This window comes from Actinoplanes sp. NPDC051633, from assembly GCF_040681735.1.
GTDB lineage: Bacteria > Actinomycetota > Actinomycetes > Mycobacteriales > Micromonosporaceae > Actinoplanes.
Window position 1 is genome coordinate 1 of the sequence record NZ_JBFAZH010000041.1, and the last position, 16,668, is coordinate 16,668.

Annotated in this window: 16 protein-coding genes; 4 read left to right on the forward strand and 12 right to left on the reverse strand. The window is 70.1% G+C overall.

Annotation, left to right across the window (positions count from 1 at the left end):
• The coding region (locus tag AB0M20_RS04595) for a hypothetical protein (RefSeq protein ID WP_364293679.1) at positions 1-400 on the forward strand (400 nt) is incomplete at its 5' end.
• Between the two features lie 3 nt (positions 401-403).
• Here AB0M20_RS04595 and AB0M20_RS04600 read toward each other — a convergent pair.
• The 11 genes from AB0M20_RS04600 to AB0M20_RS04650 all read right to left on the reverse strand — a co-directional run bounded on the left by AB0M20_RS04600 (position 404) and on the right by AB0M20_RS04650 (position 12,146).
• Complete coding sequence (locus tag AB0M20_RS04600; RefSeq protein ID WP_364293682.1) at positions 404-1,783, reverse strand: FAD/NAD(P)-binding protein; 1,380 nt, start codon at positions 1,781-1,783, stop codon at positions 404-406.
• Between the two features lie 55 nt (positions 1,784-1,838).
• Positions 1,839-2,657 carry a hypothetical protein gene (locus tag AB0M20_RS04605; protein WP_364293685.1) on the reverse strand — a complete coding sequence of 273 codons (819 nt, stop codon included), beginning with the start codon at positions 2,655-2,657 and terminating at the stop codon, positions 1,839-1,841.
• A 265-nt stretch (positions 2,658-2,922) separates the two neighbouring features.
• Positions 2,923-3,393, reverse strand: a complete 471-nt coding sequence (locus AB0M20_RS04610; RefSeq protein WP_364293688.1) for a GNAT family N-acetyltransferase — start codon at positions 3,391-3,393, stop codon at positions 2,923-2,925.
• A gap of 70 nt (positions 3,394-3,463) precedes the next feature.
• Complete coding sequence (locus tag AB0M20_RS04615; RefSeq protein WP_364293691.1) at positions 3,464-4,711, reverse strand: sigma-70 family RNA polymerase sigma factor; 1,248 nt, start codon at positions 4,709-4,711, stop codon at positions 3,464-3,466.
• A gap of 12 nt (positions 4,712-4,723) precedes the next feature.
• A complete protein-coding gene (locus AB0M20_RS04620) occupies positions 4,724-5,104 on the reverse strand; it encodes a YciI family protein (protein ID WP_364293724.1) in 381 nt (126 codons plus the stop codon).
• A 5-nt stretch (positions 5,105-5,109) separates the two neighbouring features.
• Entirely contained in the window at positions 5,110-5,547 is a 438-nt protein-coding gene (locus AB0M20_RS04625) for a hypothetical protein (protein WP_364293694.1), read from the reverse strand.
• Positions 5,544-5,984, reverse strand: coding sequence for a DoxX family protein (locus AB0M20_RS04630; RefSeq protein WP_364293697.1), 441 nt, complete (start codon positions 5,982-5,984; stop codon positions 5,544-5,546). Before AB0M20_RS04630 ends, AB0M20_RS04625 begins: the two co-directional genes overlap by 4 nt.
• A 95-nt stretch (positions 5,985-6,079) precedes the next feature.
• A complete protein-coding gene (locus AB0M20_RS04635) occupies positions 6,080-9,178 on the reverse strand; it encodes a family 78 glycoside hydrolase catalytic domain (RefSeq protein ID WP_364293700.1) in 3,099 nt (1,032 codons plus the stop codon).
• Positions 9,179-9,220: 42 nt separating this feature from the next.
• Positions 9,221-10,480 (reverse strand): extracellular solute-binding protein, encoded by a 1,260-nt coding sequence (locus AB0M20_RS04640; RefSeq protein ID WP_364293703.1) that lies wholly within the window; start codon positions 10,478-10,480, stop codon positions 9,221-9,223.
• A gap of 17 nt (positions 10,481-10,497) precedes the next feature.
• The gene (locus tag AB0M20_RS04645; RefSeq protein ID WP_364293706.1) at positions 10,498-11,319 is read right to left on the reverse strand and encodes a carbohydrate ABC transporter permease; all 822 of its coding nucleotides are present in this window, start codon (positions 11,317-11,319) and stop codon (positions 10,498-10,500) included.
• Positions 11,316-12,146, reverse strand: a complete 831-nt coding sequence (locus tag AB0M20_RS04650; RefSeq protein ID WP_364293709.1) for a sugar ABC transporter permease — start codon at positions 12,144-12,146, stop codon at positions 11,316-11,318. Before AB0M20_RS04650 ends, AB0M20_RS04645 begins: the two co-directional genes overlap by 4 nt.
• Before the next feature lie 308 nt (positions 12,147-12,454).
• Between AB0M20_RS04650 and AB0M20_RS04655 the strand changes: the two genes are divergently transcribed.
• Positions 12,455-13,492 (forward strand): LacI family DNA-binding transcriptional regulator, encoded by a 1,038-nt coding sequence (locus AB0M20_RS04655; protein WP_364293712.1) that lies wholly within the window; start codon positions 12,455-12,457, stop codon positions 13,490-13,492.
• A 137-nt stretch (positions 13,493-13,629) separates the two neighbouring features.
• Positions 13,630-14,418, forward strand: coding sequence for a MarR family transcriptional regulator (locus AB0M20_RS04660; RefSeq protein WP_364293715.1), 789 nt, complete (start codon positions 13,630-13,632; stop codon positions 14,416-14,418).
• Between the two features lie 86 nt (positions 14,419-14,504).
• Here AB0M20_RS04660 and AB0M20_RS04665 read toward each other — a convergent pair whose 3' ends face one another.
• A complete protein-coding gene (locus tag AB0M20_RS04665; protein ID WP_364293718.1) occupies positions 14,505-15,464 on the reverse strand; it encodes a sulfotransferase domain-containing protein in 960 nt (319 codons plus the stop codon).
• 175 nt (positions 15,465-15,639) lie between these two features.
• Here AB0M20_RS04665 and AB0M20_RS04670 point away from each other — a divergent pair.
• Positions 15,640-16,668 (forward strand): hypothetical protein (locus tag AB0M20_RS04670; RefSeq protein WP_364293721.1); only part of this gene is annotated, 1,029 nt, incomplete at its 3' end.

Consider the following 16,668-nt stretch of genomic DNA (forward strand, 5'->3'; position numbering starts at 1 on the left):
CGCGCCGCACCACGAGTTCGACGCGACACCCGACGAAGCCGTCAAGGCCGGCATGGCGCCCGATCCCGACTGGTTCGCCGCCGAGAAGGCCATCACCTTCGGCGGCTGGGAGACGGTCGACCGCACCGGCCGCCCGGCGTACTCGTTGCAGATCATCGGCGCCACGCACCTCAGCTTCATGGACGTGCCGTTCCTGCCGGTCGGCGAGGACTCCCCCGCCCGAGGGCTGCTAGCGACCACCGCCATCGACCCGGCTCGGATGCGAGAGGTCATGACTACGTTGCTGGTGGCCTTCCTGGCGACCGGCGACATCGCCGGAGCCTCGGCGTCGGAGGTCGTGCGAACGACGACCACACCTCTCCCCCGGGCGACGACCGGGACTGCCGGCGACGTGGCGTAACGCCTACGACATCCCGGCGAATTCCGCCATCCGGGCCATCCCCGCGCCGACGTGCTTGCGGAATCGCCCCACGGCGGCGGCCAAGGCGGGAGAGTCCACCATGTCCGGTGGGATGCGAGCCGGATTGAGGGAGACCCGGTCGGCCCACGCCTTGATGTCCGGGTGCGCCCCGAACGACATCGACGCCCGATTGCCGAGCACCTGCATCCGCGCCCAGTCGGTCGGCGTATCTGAGTACGGCGAGGGCGGGCACAACCGGTTCTTCGCGTCGTCGTTGTCGACCGTGGCCTCCACGTGTCCGGCCAGCGCCGCGCCGAAGCAGGGAAAGCCGGACCGGATCGGCTGCAGCGTGATCGCCTCGGTCCCCCAGATCGGCACCAGGGGCCGGTACTGCAGGCCGGGCGCGGCGCAGTGCACGACGACCGCGTCGTCCGCGATCGCCACCTCACCCTCGCTCAGCACCAGCCGGCCGGACTCCACGTGCTTGAGGTGGCCGAGCCGGACGACGTGGTCGATCGTGCGCAAGCGGTCCAGTTCCCACTGGGCGAGCGTGGGGGTCTTCGCCATCGTGGGGGTCACCGACCGGTCGATGCGCAGCATCACCCCCGCCTCCTCCAGGCGGAGGAACATGTCGTCCGGCGATGCCGCACCGGCCGCCGCCTCGACGGTGTCCGCCGCCATTCCGATGAACACCGCGGGGTCCGGCTGGACCACGGCGCGGTTGAGCATCCACGGGTCGCGGGGCCGCACCCAGCAGATCGCGCCCGGGTCGACCCCGTTGTCGAGCAGCCAGATGCACGCGTCGGTCGCCGTCTTGCCGGCGCCGGCGATCACGTACTGCGATGCCGCGCCGCCGAGCTTGACCAGGTCGTTGACGGCCACGACGCGCGCCCCGTCCGCCACGCCGAACGGGGCCGGCGTCACCGCCGGGATCTGCGGGGCCAGGTAGCGGGCGTCGACGACGCGCGCCCGGCCGCGTACCTCGTAACGCCGCCCGGACAGGCGCGACACGAACTGCCCGTCGCCGAGGTAGTCACAGTTCGGGTAGAACGCGACCTTCCCGGGTCCGACCATCCGTTCGTGCAGCACCCGGGCGTAGTAGGCGCACACCTCCGGCGCGGTGGCCCGCTCGTGCAGGCCGGCCTCCGGCCCGCTCGCCTGGATGCGCCCGCCGCCGAGCAGCGTCGAGGCCACGCCGTAGAAAGCGGATGCCTGATGAAGACGGACAAACGGGTACGCGTCCAGCCAATGGCCGCCGACGCCGTACCGCCGGTCGACCATGACCACGCGGACGTCCGCCCGGTCGAGCAGCGCGTCCGTGAACGCCATGCCCGCGGCGCCCGCGCCGACCACCAGATAATCCGCCTCCACCACCTCTGTCACGCCCTCATGCTGTCGTCCGCCGGCGGACCAGGTCAACAAACCTTTCCTGTCCCGCCTATCGGATGGCAACGACCGTCTGGGTACGGGGCGCCGAGTCGCCGTGCGTCGTGACGAACGTGACCGTCCGCGGCCCGGTGAAGCGGCATTGGCGCACGGCCGCCTCGTAGGTGCAGACCACGGCATCGGCCGGGCTCACCCGGAATCCCTCCGGGCCGAGGTTCACGACGCGCACCACTGCGCTGGTCTTCAGGCAGACCGGCCGTCCGGGCGGGCCGCCCTCGGTGGCGTCGATGGTGAAGGTCGCCTTCGGCGACAGGCACGCCGCCGAAGGTCCGGCCGGCGCGGAGGCCTTGGCGATCACCAGGGTGAGGGTACGAGTCTGGTGAGCGTTGGTGATCGTGAATCGCACGGTGCCCGAGCGCAGCAGACGGCAGTCGCGGACGGCGGCCTCGTAGGCGCACTCGACCTTGTCCCGCGAATCCGCCGAGAACCCTTCCGGCCCGAGGTTGCTCACCCGCAGCACGCCGCCGACGGTCATGCACAGTCGTTTCCACGGCGGTCCGGTGTCGGAGGCGTCGATGCGGTGGACGACCGGGCCGAGACACGCGCGGCCGTTGGACCCGGCGCCGTTCGACCCGGCGCCGTTCGATCCAGCGCCGTTGGATCCGGCGCCTGCGGGCGGTGATGCGGCCGGCACCGGCTGGGCAGAGGTGGGCTTGGGTGCCGCCGGTGCCGGACTCGCGAGGGTCGGCGTGGCGGCGCTCGGCGGCGAGGACTCGACCGGGGAAGCGGCGGACGTACACGCGGCCGCGGCCGTCGTGGCCAGGGCCAGCGCTCCGACCACAGTGAGGCACCGGAGAGAGCGGATCGTCATGACAGGGCTCCTTCGTCGTTTCGGACGTGCTCCCTGTTCGTCCCGGCGATGCGCGGGTTGGTTCGACGCCGGTGCTGTCCGACTCCGGCGGCATCACCGCCGGGGTCACCACGGCGGGCCGCTGAACTTCCTCGAGGATCGCTTCACCGACCTGCTCACGCGCTGGTCAGGGCCGAGATCGGTCCCGGATCGGGTTTCGATCGCGACCGCGGATATCGGCGGATCGGTGGACACATGTCCGTTCACGCCGTCCGGAGGAGACTTCCTAAAGCACCGTGCGCGTCAGGGGTAGCTCCAGGACCTGCTCCCGGTCGAACATCTGCCCGGTGGCCCGGAATCCGTACCTCAGATAGAACTCCAGGGGCGACCCGTCGCCCGGCACCACACTGGTGACCAGCACGTCCGCATCGGGCCTGGTACGCAGGTACGAGACAACCCGGTCCAGGGCCGCGTGGCCGTACCCCCGGCCCTGGAAGCGGGCACCGATCAGGAACCGCCACAGGTAATAGGGCCACGGTATGTCGTCGTCACCCGGCGGTACGCCGTCCGCGAGCATCACGAAGCCGACCGGGACGTCGCCGGCGTAGATCGCTCGGCACCACGGCCGGGCGTGCGGCTTGGCGGCCGCCTCGGCCAGTGAAGGGCTGACGCCGTCCACGAAGTTCTCCTGCCCCGGCCGTACCCGAAGGTCCTCCACGGCCGCCCGGTTGTCCGACGTGATCGATCGCAGCGTCACAGGTTCCGAGCTCCGCGGCATCGCGCATCCCCTCCGGTTCGCCCACCACCGTAAACCCTCTGACGCCCGCTCAATCGGCTCCGGTGCCCTCTGCAACGAGGGCGGCCTGGCGCAGCAGGTACCGGCGTTCCGGGGTGCTGAGTGTCCGCCGGGCGGCGGCCCGGTACTGGTCGGCCGCCTCGGCCGGGCGGCCGGCGGCGCGCAGGAGGTGCGCCCGGACGGCGTGCACCCGGTGGTGGCCGGCCAGCCGGGGATCCGCGGCGACCGTCTCCAGCAGCTCCAGGGCGGCGGTCGGCCCCTGCACCTGGGCCAGCGCGACCGCGCGGTTCAACGTGACGACGGGGTCGTCGGCCAGCCGGTCCAGCACGCCGTACAGCGCAAGGATCTGCGGCCAGTCGGTTTCCTCGTAGGACCCGGCCTCCGCGTGGACCGCGTTGATCGCGGCCTGCAACTGGTACGGCCCGGGCCGGCGCCGGGACAGCGACGCGGTGACCAACGCCGTTCCTTCGGTGATCATCTCGCGGTTCCAGCGGCTGCGGTCCTGCTCGGCGAGCGGAACCAGTTGCCCGTCCGGCCCGGTCCGGCTGTCGCGCCGCGCGTCGGTGAGCAGCATCTGAGCGAGCAGCCCGCCGACCTCCGGCTCCTCCGGCAGCAGGCGGTACGCCAACCGGCCCAGCCGGATCGCCTCGGCGCAGAGGTCGCCGCGGACCAAGGCGTCACCCGCGGTGGCGGTGTGCCCCTCGGTGAAGATCAGGTAGATGACGTGCAGCACCACGTCGAGCCGGCGGGCGCGCTCGGCCGGATCGGGCAGGGCGAACCGCCCGCCGGCTTCGAGGATGCTCTGCTTCGCCCGGCTGATCCGCCGCGTGATCGTCGACTCGGGAAGCAACAGCGCGCGGGCGATCTCCGCGGTGCTGAGGCCCCCGACGGCGCGCAGGGTCAGCGCCACCTGAGCCGGCGGGGTGAGTGCCGGATGGCAGCAGAGGAACAGCAGCACGAGGGAGTCGTCCTGCTCTCCGGGATCCGGAGGCGACGGGTACGACAGCGGCAGCGTACGCAGGGCTTCGGTCTGCTCCCGCCTTCGCCGGGCCTGTTCGCTGCGGAGCAGATCGGTGAGCCGGCGGGTCGCGACCGTGGTCAGCCACGCCGCGGGAGCGTCCGGCATCCGGTCGCCCGACCACGACGTGGCGGCGGCCAGCAACGCCTCCTGCACCGCTTCCTCGGCCAGGTCGAAGTGGCCGTATCGGCGGGTGAGCGCAGCGAGGGTCCGCGGCGCGAGTTCGCGCAGCAGACCCTCGAGGTGCGGTTCCAACTCCATCGCGGCCGACGCCTACTGGTCCGGACCCGCCCCGTCCATCACCGGGCGTAGCTCGACCCGCGTCTGGACGAGGGCGGCGAACCGGGCCGCCACCTCGACCGCACGATCGTGCGAGGCGACGTCGACGATGCCGAACCCGGCCAGCACCTCCTTGGTCTCGGCGTAGGGTCCGTCCGAGGCCACCGGGCGCCCGTCCCGGATCTCCACGGTCACCGTGTGCGAGGGGTCGGCGAGCCCGAAGCCGGAGACCATCTCGCCGGACGCGGCCAGGTCGGCGTAGAACGCGTTCATGGCCCGGAAGTGCTCGGCCACCTCCTCCTCCGACCAGGTGGCCTGCTGGCCGCCCAGCCCGAGGGTGTCCCAGGCCGACTCGTCGCCGAAAGTCATGATCATGTACTTCACGGTGCGACCTCCTCGTGGCGGGTCATCGTCGACTCGTATCCTCCACCCGGCCACTGCCAGGCGCCGGTGTTGCGGTTGCCGCCGGCGTCGAAGGTCCCGGTGAACTTGGCCGGCGAGTCCGTGCCGCCGAACCAGATGGTCAAGGTGTCGCCGGTCAGGTCGTACGTGTATTCCAGGATCTCGCCGGAGGTGCTGAAGAAGTGCGACCGCAGGGTCTGCGACTCCGGGTCCCAGCCGATGTACTCGACCCCGCGGCTGGCCTCGCCGTCGGCGACGAGGTCGATCGTCTGGATCAGGAAGGCGTCGCCCTCCATCCACTCGTACCTGACGGTGCCGGCGGAATTGGTTCCCTCTACCCGCCACGTGCCGACCAGCCGGTCGAGGCTGCGCAGTGCCTCCTGGCGCGCTTGCGCCTGAGATTCGCTCGTGCTCATCGCCGGTTCCCCTTCCGCGTACGGACGGCCGCGACCAGAACGCTCACCGCGAGAAGTGTCAGCGGCACGGCCGGGCTGATCTGCAGGACGACGACGTTGGTCACGCAGGCACCCACCATCAGGGCGGCGAGCCCGGCGGCGGCCGGGCAGGCGAGCCGCGGCACGAGCACACCGACTCCACCCGCCAGCTCGCAGGCACCGACCAGCAGCCGGAGCCACTGCCCGGCGCCGATGTCGTCGAACATCCCCGCCATCAGCGGGTCGGCGGTCAGCTTGAGGACGCCGCCCATGACGAACTGAACCGCCAGCACGACGCGTGCGGCCCACAGGCCGATACGGGTGGCACGGGCCCGGGTCGGCGTGCTCGGCGTGCTCGGCGTGCTCGGCGTGCTCGGCGTGCTCGGCGTGGTTGCCGGTGCCGTGGTGATCGTTGACATGACTCCTCCAAGGGCTCGGATGTTGCCTTCACCCCTGCTGTCGGAGCCGTCCCCGGGAACCGGACGGGCCGCGCCGAGAAATCTTCAATCCTTTCTCAGGAGTGGGTGCGCACCGAGAAGGAGTGCGGCCCGGACGGGACGGCATAGACGACGTACGCGCCTTCGGATCGTTGGAACACGGCGCGGCTCGAGGCCGTGACGAGGCGCTTGTCCGCCGCCGGCACCCAGACCTCGGCCCGCGTGTTGGCGGGGACGGTGACCCACAGCGCGAAGCGGCCGTCCGTCCTGGTCCACGCCGAGCGGGCCCAGCCGGCCGGGGTCTCGTACGAGCCGGAGGCCCTGGTCAGGTCTCCCACCGGCTTCGGCTTGACGACCAGGCGGTCATAGGCGACAGCGCCCGGAGCGGCCTGGATCCCGGCGACGCCGGCGTGGAACCACTCCTCGATCTGGGCGAGGATCATGTGGTTCTTGGAGTCGCCGCGGTTCCAGCGCTCCCCGATGGTGGTCATGCCTCCCGGGTTGGCCGGCGTCGGCTCCATGAAGTAGCCGTAGCTCGGCTGGTCGTTCTGCTGCAGCGCCGCCCACAGCACGTCGTCGCGGTCGCCGTTCATCAGGGCCCGCACGATCGGGCCCATCCCGATGGTGCCGCCGCTGAAGTGCGGGCCGGTGCCGTTCGGGTGGAAGTTGTAGATCAGCTCGACCAGCGCGTCGAGGACCTTGCCGCGGCTATCCGCGGGAACCAGGCCCGCGTCGAGGGCGAGCGCCTGCGCCGCCTGGGTCGGGCCCTCGGGGCCGGCGTAACGGACCTGCTCCTCGTCGAAGAACGCCTGGTTGAACGCGGCCTTGATCTGCTCGGCCAGCGCCGCATACCGAGCGGCGTCGGCGGTGTGGCCGGTCAGCGTGGCGATCTGCGCCATCGACCGGATCGTCAGGTAGTAGCCCCAGGTGCCGGTGATGCGGCCCGAGGTCGTCTCGGCGCCGACCCAGTCGGCCAGGGCGGCGTCGACGAAGAACCCGTCCACCACCTTCTGCCGCTGGATGTAGTCCACGAAACGCACCAGCCGGTCATACGCGGCGCCCATCGTCGCCGTGTCGCCGTAGAGCTGGTGCAGGATGGCCGGCACCAGCACGATCGCGTTGCCCCAGTTGATCTCGTCCCCGAAGCGGCCGCTGTAACCCCAGTCGTAGACCGGAGTCTTCAGGGCGACGTTGCCCGCCATCGGGGTGTCCGCGAGCGACTGTCCCTCCACGAGGTGGCGCATCGTCGTCCGCATGAACGCGTTGAGCTGGAAGTCGCGGTGGATGGCGCCCATCGGCATCGTGTAGTCCGCGGGGTACGAGAGCTTCTCCCGCCCCGGGCAGTCGGTGAACACGCTCATGATGTTCGAGGCGAACGAGTAGCGCGACATGGTGTGGATGCGGTTGATCCGGGCGTTCGACGAGGTGAACGTGCCCGCGATCGGAGTGTCGGCCTGCAGGCGTACGCCGGTGACCAGGTCCGGGCCAGGGGTGTAGCCCTGCGGCAGACCGGTGACCTGAACCCACTGCATGCCGAAGTAGTTGAAGTGCGGGTGCCACGTCTCGCCGCGGCCACCGGCGGCGGTGTAGGTGTTGAACAGGTCGACGCCGCGGGACCCGCCGCCGCCCATCAGCGAGGCCTGGTTGACGGTCCCGTCGGGGTTGAGCGATTCGGCCGGCGCCACCTTCACGGTCGTGCCGGCGGGCACCCGGTCGAGCTTGAGGCGGGGCCACCCCACGATGTTCTGGCCGAAGTCGAACACCCACGTGCCAGGCGCCGGGTTGGTCACCGAGACGGGCCGGAACTCCTCCTGCACGGTGATCGGTTCCGCGGTGCGGGCGACGAGCCTGGTAGCGAGATTGGGTGGGGGCGCGAACCCGGCGGCGATCCAGCCCGTCGGGGTGCCGTCGCGGCGGGTGGCGGCCGGGCCGAGGTCGGCGCCCGGGGTGTTCCAGCCCGGCTGCTCGCGGCGTGCGTCGTAGTCGGAGCCGGAGTACCAGGCGTCGGTGACCAGCGGACCCAGTGCCGTGCGCCAGGACCGGTCGGTCACGATCGTGTCCTTGCCGCCGTCGCGGTATCGGATCTCGAGGCGGCCGATGAGGCGGGGGGTGACGGCGGCACCGGCGGAGGCGTCGCTGGCGGCGATGTTGTTTCCGGAGCCGGTCACCTTGGCCCCCGCGGCGTGGCTCAGGGTGAGGGCGGGCGTGAAGGTGAGGCTATCGGTGCCGATCGCGGTGATGGTCCGCGACTCGAGCCGGTCACCGCCGGACCCCGTGTCGACGTTGACGGTGCCGCCGACGTGATACCCGGCGACGTCGCTCACCTGCACGACGGTGCCGCCGGCCGGGGCGTCCGCGACGAGAGTGCCGTTGCCCTTGAGCTGGCTCTGCCACCACGAGTACGGGGCGGTGCGTCCGACGGCCGGGTTCGTGACGCTGCGCCGGACGTACGCCGGGCCGTTGCCGAGCTCGACGCCGACGGCGTTGGCGCCCGGCCGCAGGGCGGCGGTGAGGTCATAGGTGCGGTACTCACTGGACAGCTGGTAGTTCGAGTTGCCGGGGGCGAGGACCTCGTCGGTGATCTCCCGCCCGTTGAGGGTGGCGTGGTGCAGACCGACGCCGGAGAGGTAGAGCCGGGCGTCGGCCACCCTCCTGTGCTTCGACACCGCGAACTGGCGGGCGAAGATCGGCATCGGCTGGTTCTCGGATCGGTCGGGATGGTCGATCCAGCGGGCCGCGCCCCAGTCGGACGGGTTGAGCAGGCCCATGGTCCAGGTGGACGGGGCGGACCAAGTGGACCGCCGGCGATTGGCGTCCCAGACGCGCACCCGCCAGGCGACGGTGTCCCGGGAGCCCAGGTCGCGGCCGAAGCGCACCCGCTGGGTGTCGCCGGAGACCCGGCCGGTGCTCCAGAGCAGCCGTCCCGAGCGCAGGTCGGCGACGGTGGCCGCGGCCTGCACTTCGTACCCGGTCTGCCGGTCGCCGGCGCAGACACGCTGCCGGCAGTTGCCGGTCTGAATCATCTGCCAGGCCAGAGTGGGCCGGACGTCGTCCAGGCCGAGCGGGGCGTCGTAGCGGCCGTCGACGCTGAGCCGCACGACCCGCACACCGCCGGAGGAGCCGCCGGCCTGCGCGGGAACGGCGGCGCCGACGGTGAGCAGCAGTGCCGTCGTCATGAGGATCACGGGTCTTCTGATCGAGGACATCAGACTTTCCCCCTAGCCCTTCTTGTATTCGGCGTCCATGTCCTTCAGGACCGACTCCGGGGAGGCCTGGTTGCTGAAGACCTCCTGCAGGCCGCTGAGCATGGTCTGCTGCACCTTGGCGTTGGGCCACAGCTGGTCCATGAACGGCACGGTGCGGTTCTCCTGCACGAAGGTGGTCAGCTCCTTGAGTCCTGGGTCGACGGTGGTGCCCGCGTCGGGCAGGGTCGGCAGGCTGCCCTGTTTCTCGTTGAAGAGCTTCATGCCCTCGGGCGACATCACGTACGTGATGAATTTGAGGGCCAAATCCTTGTTCTTGGCCTTGGCGTTCACTCCGTAGCCGGCCCCCGCGGCCGCGGGCATGAGGAAGGTGGCCGGTTCGTCGGTGGCCGGCAGCGCGGTCATCGTGAACTTGCCGCTCGGGTTCTTCTTCTTGAGCAGGCTGATGATCCAGTTGCCCTGGACGATGCCGAGCGTCTTACCACTCGCGGCGAGAGTCTGGCTGGCCTCGTAACTGGTTCCGAGGGGGTTCCGCTGGAAGCAGCCCGCCTTGTTCATCTCCTGATATTTGGCCATCGCCGTCGTCCACGCCGACCCGGCGAAGGTGACCTGGCCGGCGGCCAGCTTCGTGTTGAAGTCTCGATCCTGTCCGAAGACGACGGTCGCGGCCAGACCGTAGAGCACGAGTTGTGTGACCCAGTTGTCCTGAATGCCCAACGCGAAGGCGGGGGTGCCCTTGCCGGCGGCGTCGCGGCAGAACCCGAGCAGCTCGGTCCAGGTGGTCGGCGCCTGCAGCCCGGACTTGGCGAGGGCATCGTCGTTGTAGACGGCGCCGATGCCGTTGAGTCCGAACAGCGCGTTGTAGGTCTTGCCCTCGTACTGGGCGACGGTCTTGAACGCGTCCGGCAGCTTCGCGGCCCACGGCTGGTCGGACAGATCGAGCAGGTAGCCCGGCTTGGACAGCACGTACGTGGCACCCGGGTTGCCGTTGCCCGGCCACACCGTCATCACGTCGGGAGCGGTGCCTGACGACAGTTGGGTACGGATCTGGGCCTGGTACTGATCCGCGCCGCTGGTCGTGAAGTTCACCTTCACGCCCGGGTTGGCGGCCTCGAACGCCTTGATCACGTCCTCGATGGAGCCCTGGTCGACCGAGGCGAGCGTGAGGGTCTTGTCGTCACCGCCGCCGTCCGATCCGGAGTTGGCGTTGGTGCCGCTGCTGCACGCCGCGGTCAGCATGACGGCGGTGAGCGCGACGGTCAGGCTTTTCTTCATGAGCTCTCCCACGGGTGTCATCCTTTGAGTCCTCCGGCGAAGCCGTTGATGATGCTGCGCTGCAGCGCGAGATAGACCGCCAGCACCGGCACGATGCTGATCAGCAGGGCGGCGAAGATGAGGTTCCAGTCCGAGACGAACTGACCGACGAAATCGGCCACGGCCACCGGCACGGTCTGCTGGTCACTGCCGCTCAGATAGAGCAGCGGCGTGAAGAAGTCGTTCCAGACGGCGACCGCGTTGAGCACGAGGGCCGTCACGGTGATCGGCTTGAGCATGGGAAGCACGACGTAGCGGAACGTCGTGAACGGGGTGGCGCCGTCGATCGACGCCGCGTCCTCGAAATCGCGGGGCAGGGCGCGCAGGAAGCCCACGTACAGAAAGGTCGTGAACGGCACCTGCAAGCCGGCGTAGAAGAGCACCAGCGACCACACCGAGCCGAGCAGGCCGAGGTCGCGGACCGTCTGGTAGAGCGGCAGGGAGGCGAGCTGAAAGGGCAGGATAAGGCCGAGCATGATCAGCAGAAAGGTGCCGCGCGACCAGCGGGCGGTCGAGCGTGCGAGGGGGTACGCGGCCAGGGCGGAGACGGCCAGCACGATGAGTACGCTCACCGCCGTGACCAGCACGCTGTTGACCAGTGCGCCGCCGAGACCGGCCTCGCGCCAGGCCCCGGTGAAGTTGCCGAACGTGGGCGAGGTGGTCGGCAGGATCGGCGACGACGTGTCCGCCGGCGGCCGGATCGCGAGGTTGACCAGCACGTACACCGGGAACGCGAACACGACGCCGACGGCGACCATGACCACTTCGAGGGCGAACGTGCGCCGGGTGTAACGGTTCACGACGCCGCCCTCTCGCTGCGGTTGAGGACGGCGTACTGCCCGGCGGAGACGACCGCGACGATGACGGTCAGCACGACGGCGAGGGCGATGCTGTAGCCGAACTCGCCCAGGGTGAAGGCGTCCTTGTAGATCAGCGTCGAGATGGTGTCGGTGGCGTGCCCGGGGCCGCCGCCGGTGAGCGCGTACACCTGGTCGAACAGCTTGATGCCCCCGATGATCGAGAGCATCAGGTTGATGGTGATGGCCGGCGCCAGCAGCGGCCGGACGATCGACCAGAAGCGGCGTACGGCGCCGGTGCCGTCGATGGCCGCGGCCTCGTAGATCTCCCGCGGGATCGACTGGAGCCCAGCCAGAAAGATGACCATCGAGTAGCCGGCGAACTGCCACACCACGACCAGCACGACCATCCACAGCGCGAGGCCGGGGTCGCCGAGCCAGTCCTGCCGCCACCCGCCCAGCCCGACCGCGCCGAGCAGGCTGTTCACCGCACCGTCGGGGCCGAGCAGGTTGCGCCACAGATAGGCGGTGACGATCGGGGTCACCACCGCCGGCGCGAACAGCAGCACCCGCAGGACGTTGCGTGTCTTGATCATGCTGTTGACGCCGAGGGCGAGGAGCAGGCCGATGCCGTTCTGGATGACCGTGATCGCCACCGCGATCAACAGCGTGTGCCAGACCGCCCGCAACGCGTCCGCGTCATTCGTCATGTCGGTGAAGTTGCGCAGGCCGATGAGGGCGAAGTCAGGGTCGAGGCCGTCCCAGTCGGTGAAGGCGTAGTAGACGCCGCGGGCACTGGGCACCAGCACGACGAAGGCGAACAGCGACAACGCCGGCAGCGTGAACCACCAGGGCGGCGCGCCCCGCCTCCGGCGCCTGCCCGCCGATGCGGGAAGTGCTCGGCCCGGCGGGCGAACCTTCAGATCAGCTGTCACATGAACCTCTTGGCTGAATCGTTTCATCGGGGCGAGCGCGGAGTGATATGGGTAACGTTTTCCACGAGATTTCGCCGACACTACGAGCGGATGCCGAACGCGTCAAGAGCGCTGGCGGTCATCGTTATCCACCGGTCGAGCGGCTCTGCGCCGATGGCCTCCTGATCTAAGGTGGGTAACGTTTCTCGTGGTTAGGAGCTCCTGTGCGCCCATCCCGACGCGTCACGATCGTCGACGTGGCCCGGCACGCCGGGGTGTCCACCACCGCCGTCTCCAAGGTCATGCGCAACGCGTACGGAGCCAGCCCGGAGATGCAGGTGAAGGTTCGCGCGGCCATCGAGGAGCTCGGCTATCGCCCCTCCGCCGCGGCACGAGGCCTGCGCGGGCAGACGTACACGATCGGCGTGATGCTGCCGGAGATGCGCAACCCCTTCTTCGCCGACATCCTCGACGGCGTCACCGAGCACCTCGCGGGCACCGACTACCAGGTGCTGATGGCCGCCTGCTGCAACGACGAGCCGGGCGAGGCACGGATCACCGAGGCGATGATCGACCGGAGCATGGACGGCGTCATCCTCATCGCGCCGATCTCGTCACGCCGCCACCTGCAGAGCGTCGCCCGCGCGATCCCCACGGTGGTGGTGGGCCGGCACGGACAATCCCCCGACTACGACACCGTCGCCGACGACGACTTCGCCGGCGCCGGCCTCGTCGTCGACCACCTCGTCGCCCTGGGCCACCGGCACATCGCCCACATCGAGCACGCCGAGAAGAATCCCGTACGCCTCAAGGAGATGCCCAACGCGCAGCGCGCCGACGGTTACCGCCACGCCATGCAGACCCACGGCCTGGGCGAGTTCATCGACATCGCCTCCACCACCTACACCCAGCAGGGCGGCTACCTCGGGGCCCAGCAGCTCCTGTCCCGCCCGCACCGCCCGACGGCGATCTTCGCCGGCGCGGACATCGTCGCCATGGGGGTGCTCGACGCCCTCTCCGAGGCCGGCATGTCCGCCCCCGGCGACATCTCCGTCGCGGGCTACGACGACACGATGTTCGCCGCCTTCGGCCCGATCTCACTGACCACGGTCGACCAGGCCGGACGCCAGATGGGTGCCAACGCCGCCCGTCTGCTCCTGGAACGAATCGCCGATCGCACCCGCCCGACGGCACAGATCAAGCTGTCACCGACCTTGGTGCCCCGGCGCACGACGGCAGAAGTGACTCGTTCCGCTCAGTGACGGGCGGCCCCGGACGCGGCAATGTCGGATCCGGGCCGTGCTGTTCGTAGCCAGGATGAAGGGCTGCCCACGAGGGCGCCGTCATGAACCGCAGGAGATGGTCACCGATGCCACACCCACAGGCCAAGATCCACCACATGTCCGAGCTCATCGAGCCGATCGCCACCGTCACCTTCTCCGAGGTGCCGAACGAGGCGTTCCTGGCCCTGGGCATGCGCAACTACTGGGACGGATACTTCGCGGGCCGGGCCGCGCCGCTGGGACCGGCACCGGCCGAGGTGGTGCACGCGGTCTTCTACAACTTCGCCGACGGTGAGGTGGCGCGGCACATCCCGTGGGTCTGGGGCAAGACCACCCCGCAAGAGGCGATCGCCGTACGCGAGCGGGGCAGTGCCGCCGCGCTGCGGCAGATGATCGAGGACCTCGCCGACTCCGCCGATCTGGCGCGGGTCGCCGATCTCGCCACCCGGGCGGCGATCAGCGCGCCGACCGAGGGCCGCGCGCTGTACGCGGGGCTCCGGGCGCTCGACGTGCCCGAGGAGCCGGTGGCCAGGCTCTGGCACGCGGCGACGCTGCTGCGGGAGCACCGCGGGGACGGCCACAACGCCGCCCTGGTCGTCCACGGCATCGGCGGCACCGAGGCCCACGTCCTGCTCGCGCTCTCCCTCGGCATGCGGGCGGAGGAGTTCGGCCGGGTCCACCACCTGCCCGCCGAGCAGCTGGCCGCGGTCGTCGACGGTCTGCGCGGCCGCGGCCTCGTGGACGCCGCCGGCGGGTTCACCGACGCCGGCCGCGAGATCAGGGAGCGGGTCGAAGCCCTCACCGACGAGCTGGCGGCACCGGCATACGACGTGCTCACCGCGGACGAACTCGACGAGCTGATCGCAGGGCTCGAGCCGATCGCCGCCGCGGTGGAGGCGCACTAGCATGTGCGCGATCCACATCCGCCCGGAGAACTGGCTGACCCGCGACTACACGAAGGCCGCCGGATAGGGTCGGCGACCCTCCGATGTCACGAGGCCGGGCGATGCAGCCACTCGATCAAGTCGGGTGGGGCCAGCGTGGCCACCCGTGCGAGGTACCGGCTCATCTCTTCCTCGCCGAGAATCTCGCGCGCGGCGCCCGAGGTGCCTCGGCGGAAGAACAAGGCGTTGTCGCCCACGATCCCCGGTGGCGGCGGGACCAGTATGTCGTCACGGCCCCTCATGCGCTCGAACGTCGCCGCGTCGGCGAGAGTGGGCCAGGATTGCTCGTCGACGGCGATGCCGAGCCCGTCCGCCACCCGGCGCATCTGGCCCTCCAGGTCGGACAGCAGATCGTCGTAGTGCACCAGCAGCACGTTCGGTTCAGCGCGCCGGATCCACGCCTCGGACAGGTGCCGCATGGTGCCGCGGAGCGACGTCGAGAACCGGTGTGATCCTTCGTCGCCGTCGATCCACTCCATCATCGCCTCGTGCAGCTGCGCACGGGACACCTCCGGGGGCCGCGGCACCCGAGGCGGGCCCGCTCCGGGAGGCCAAGGGGGTCGTCCGGGGGGCCCGAACGGTCCATGGTGCCCGGGAGGTGGGGGCCGGCCGTGCAGCGGTGGTGGTGGTGGTGGTGGTGGTGGTGCCGGCGGGGGCCCGATCAGTCGGTCCTGGTGGTACATCGACACGAACGCATCGACCGGATTCCGGGCCGTCACGACGTAGGTCACCCGGGCGTCGGACGGGATACCGCTGAGCGGGGTGTGCGTCTTGATGAAGCGCCGGTGTCGCTGGGCGGCCAGCTGAGCGTCGACGTGCTCCGGCGGCGCGTCCGGCGTGTCCAGCCACGGCGACAGCTGCCAGAGCGGAGCCGGGAGATCCGGCGTCCGGAAGATCAGCAGTGCGCAGATCATCTGCATCCAGGTCGTCCCGGACTTGCGCGGGGTGCTGATCACGATGTCGCCGGCCCGGAAGCGAAAGTCCATCCACCGGGCGTCGACACTCATCCGGTGAGCCTAGCCAAGACCGGTCGTTGCCGCCGTCCCGCCGACTCGGCACCGGTACGAACGACGTTCCAAATTGCTCGGTCGGTTCTGTTGTCCCGGGCGGCGCCGTCCTAGCCTGTTGGGTGGTCCGGAGCCTCGCGGCGCTGGACCGTCCAACGGGGAAAGAGCTCTTCACATGATTCGTCATGACCATGGGCACACGGGAGCGGTGATCGCGTCGGTCGCCAGCGCGTTTCCGGACCGGTCCTACGCACAGGACGAGATCGGGGCTCTGCTCGGCCTCGAGAACGAGGTCGTTCAGAAGCTCCTCCGCTCGCCACACATCCAGCGGCGGCACCTTTATCTCCCGGAGCGGGACCCGCGGACCGGCCGCGCGCGTTCCGAGACCCCCGCCGAGCTGCACGCGAAGTTCCGGGACGGCGCACTGGAGATCGGATCGCGGGCGATCCGGAGGGCGCTGGACGCCGCGTCGCTGTCGCCGACCGATGTGGACCACCTGCTGTGTGTCACATCCACCGGCTTCATGATGCCCGGCCTCAGCTCGCTCTTCTCCCGGGAGCTCGGGTTCAACCGCAGTCTCCTCCGGGCCGACGTCGTCGGCATGGGGTGCAACGCCGGCCTCAATGGCATGAACCCCCTGGTCCAATGGGTGCGCAACCATCCGGGCCGGGTGGCGCTCCTGGTCTGTTGTGAGATCAACTCCGCGATGTACGTCATCGACGAGACGCCGCGAACCGGCATCGTCAACAGTCTTTTCGGCGACGGAGCGGCCGCGGTCGTCCTGACCGGCTACGACGGGAGCGGCGCCGGGCCGGCACCGTCGTCCCGGACTCCGCGCGTGGTCGACTTCGAGAGCTTCTGCATCCCCGAACAGTGGGCGGCCATGCGGTTCGACTGGAGTGCCACTGCCGGGAAGTGGAGCTTCTATGTCGACCGGGACACCCCGTATGTGATCGGCGCCAACATCCGGGAGCCCGTGGAAACGCTGCTCAAGCGGAACGACCTCGATTTCTCGGCGGTCCGGCACTGGATCGTGCACACCGGCGGCGGCTTGGTGATCGACTCGGTCCGGCGCGGGCTCGGTCTGGAGGAACACGACGTCCGGCACACCCGGTCCGTGCTGCGCGACCACGGGAACATCTCGAGCGGCAGCTTCCTGGTCAGCCTGCAACGCCTGCTGGCCGAGGACTGCGTGTCGGAGGGT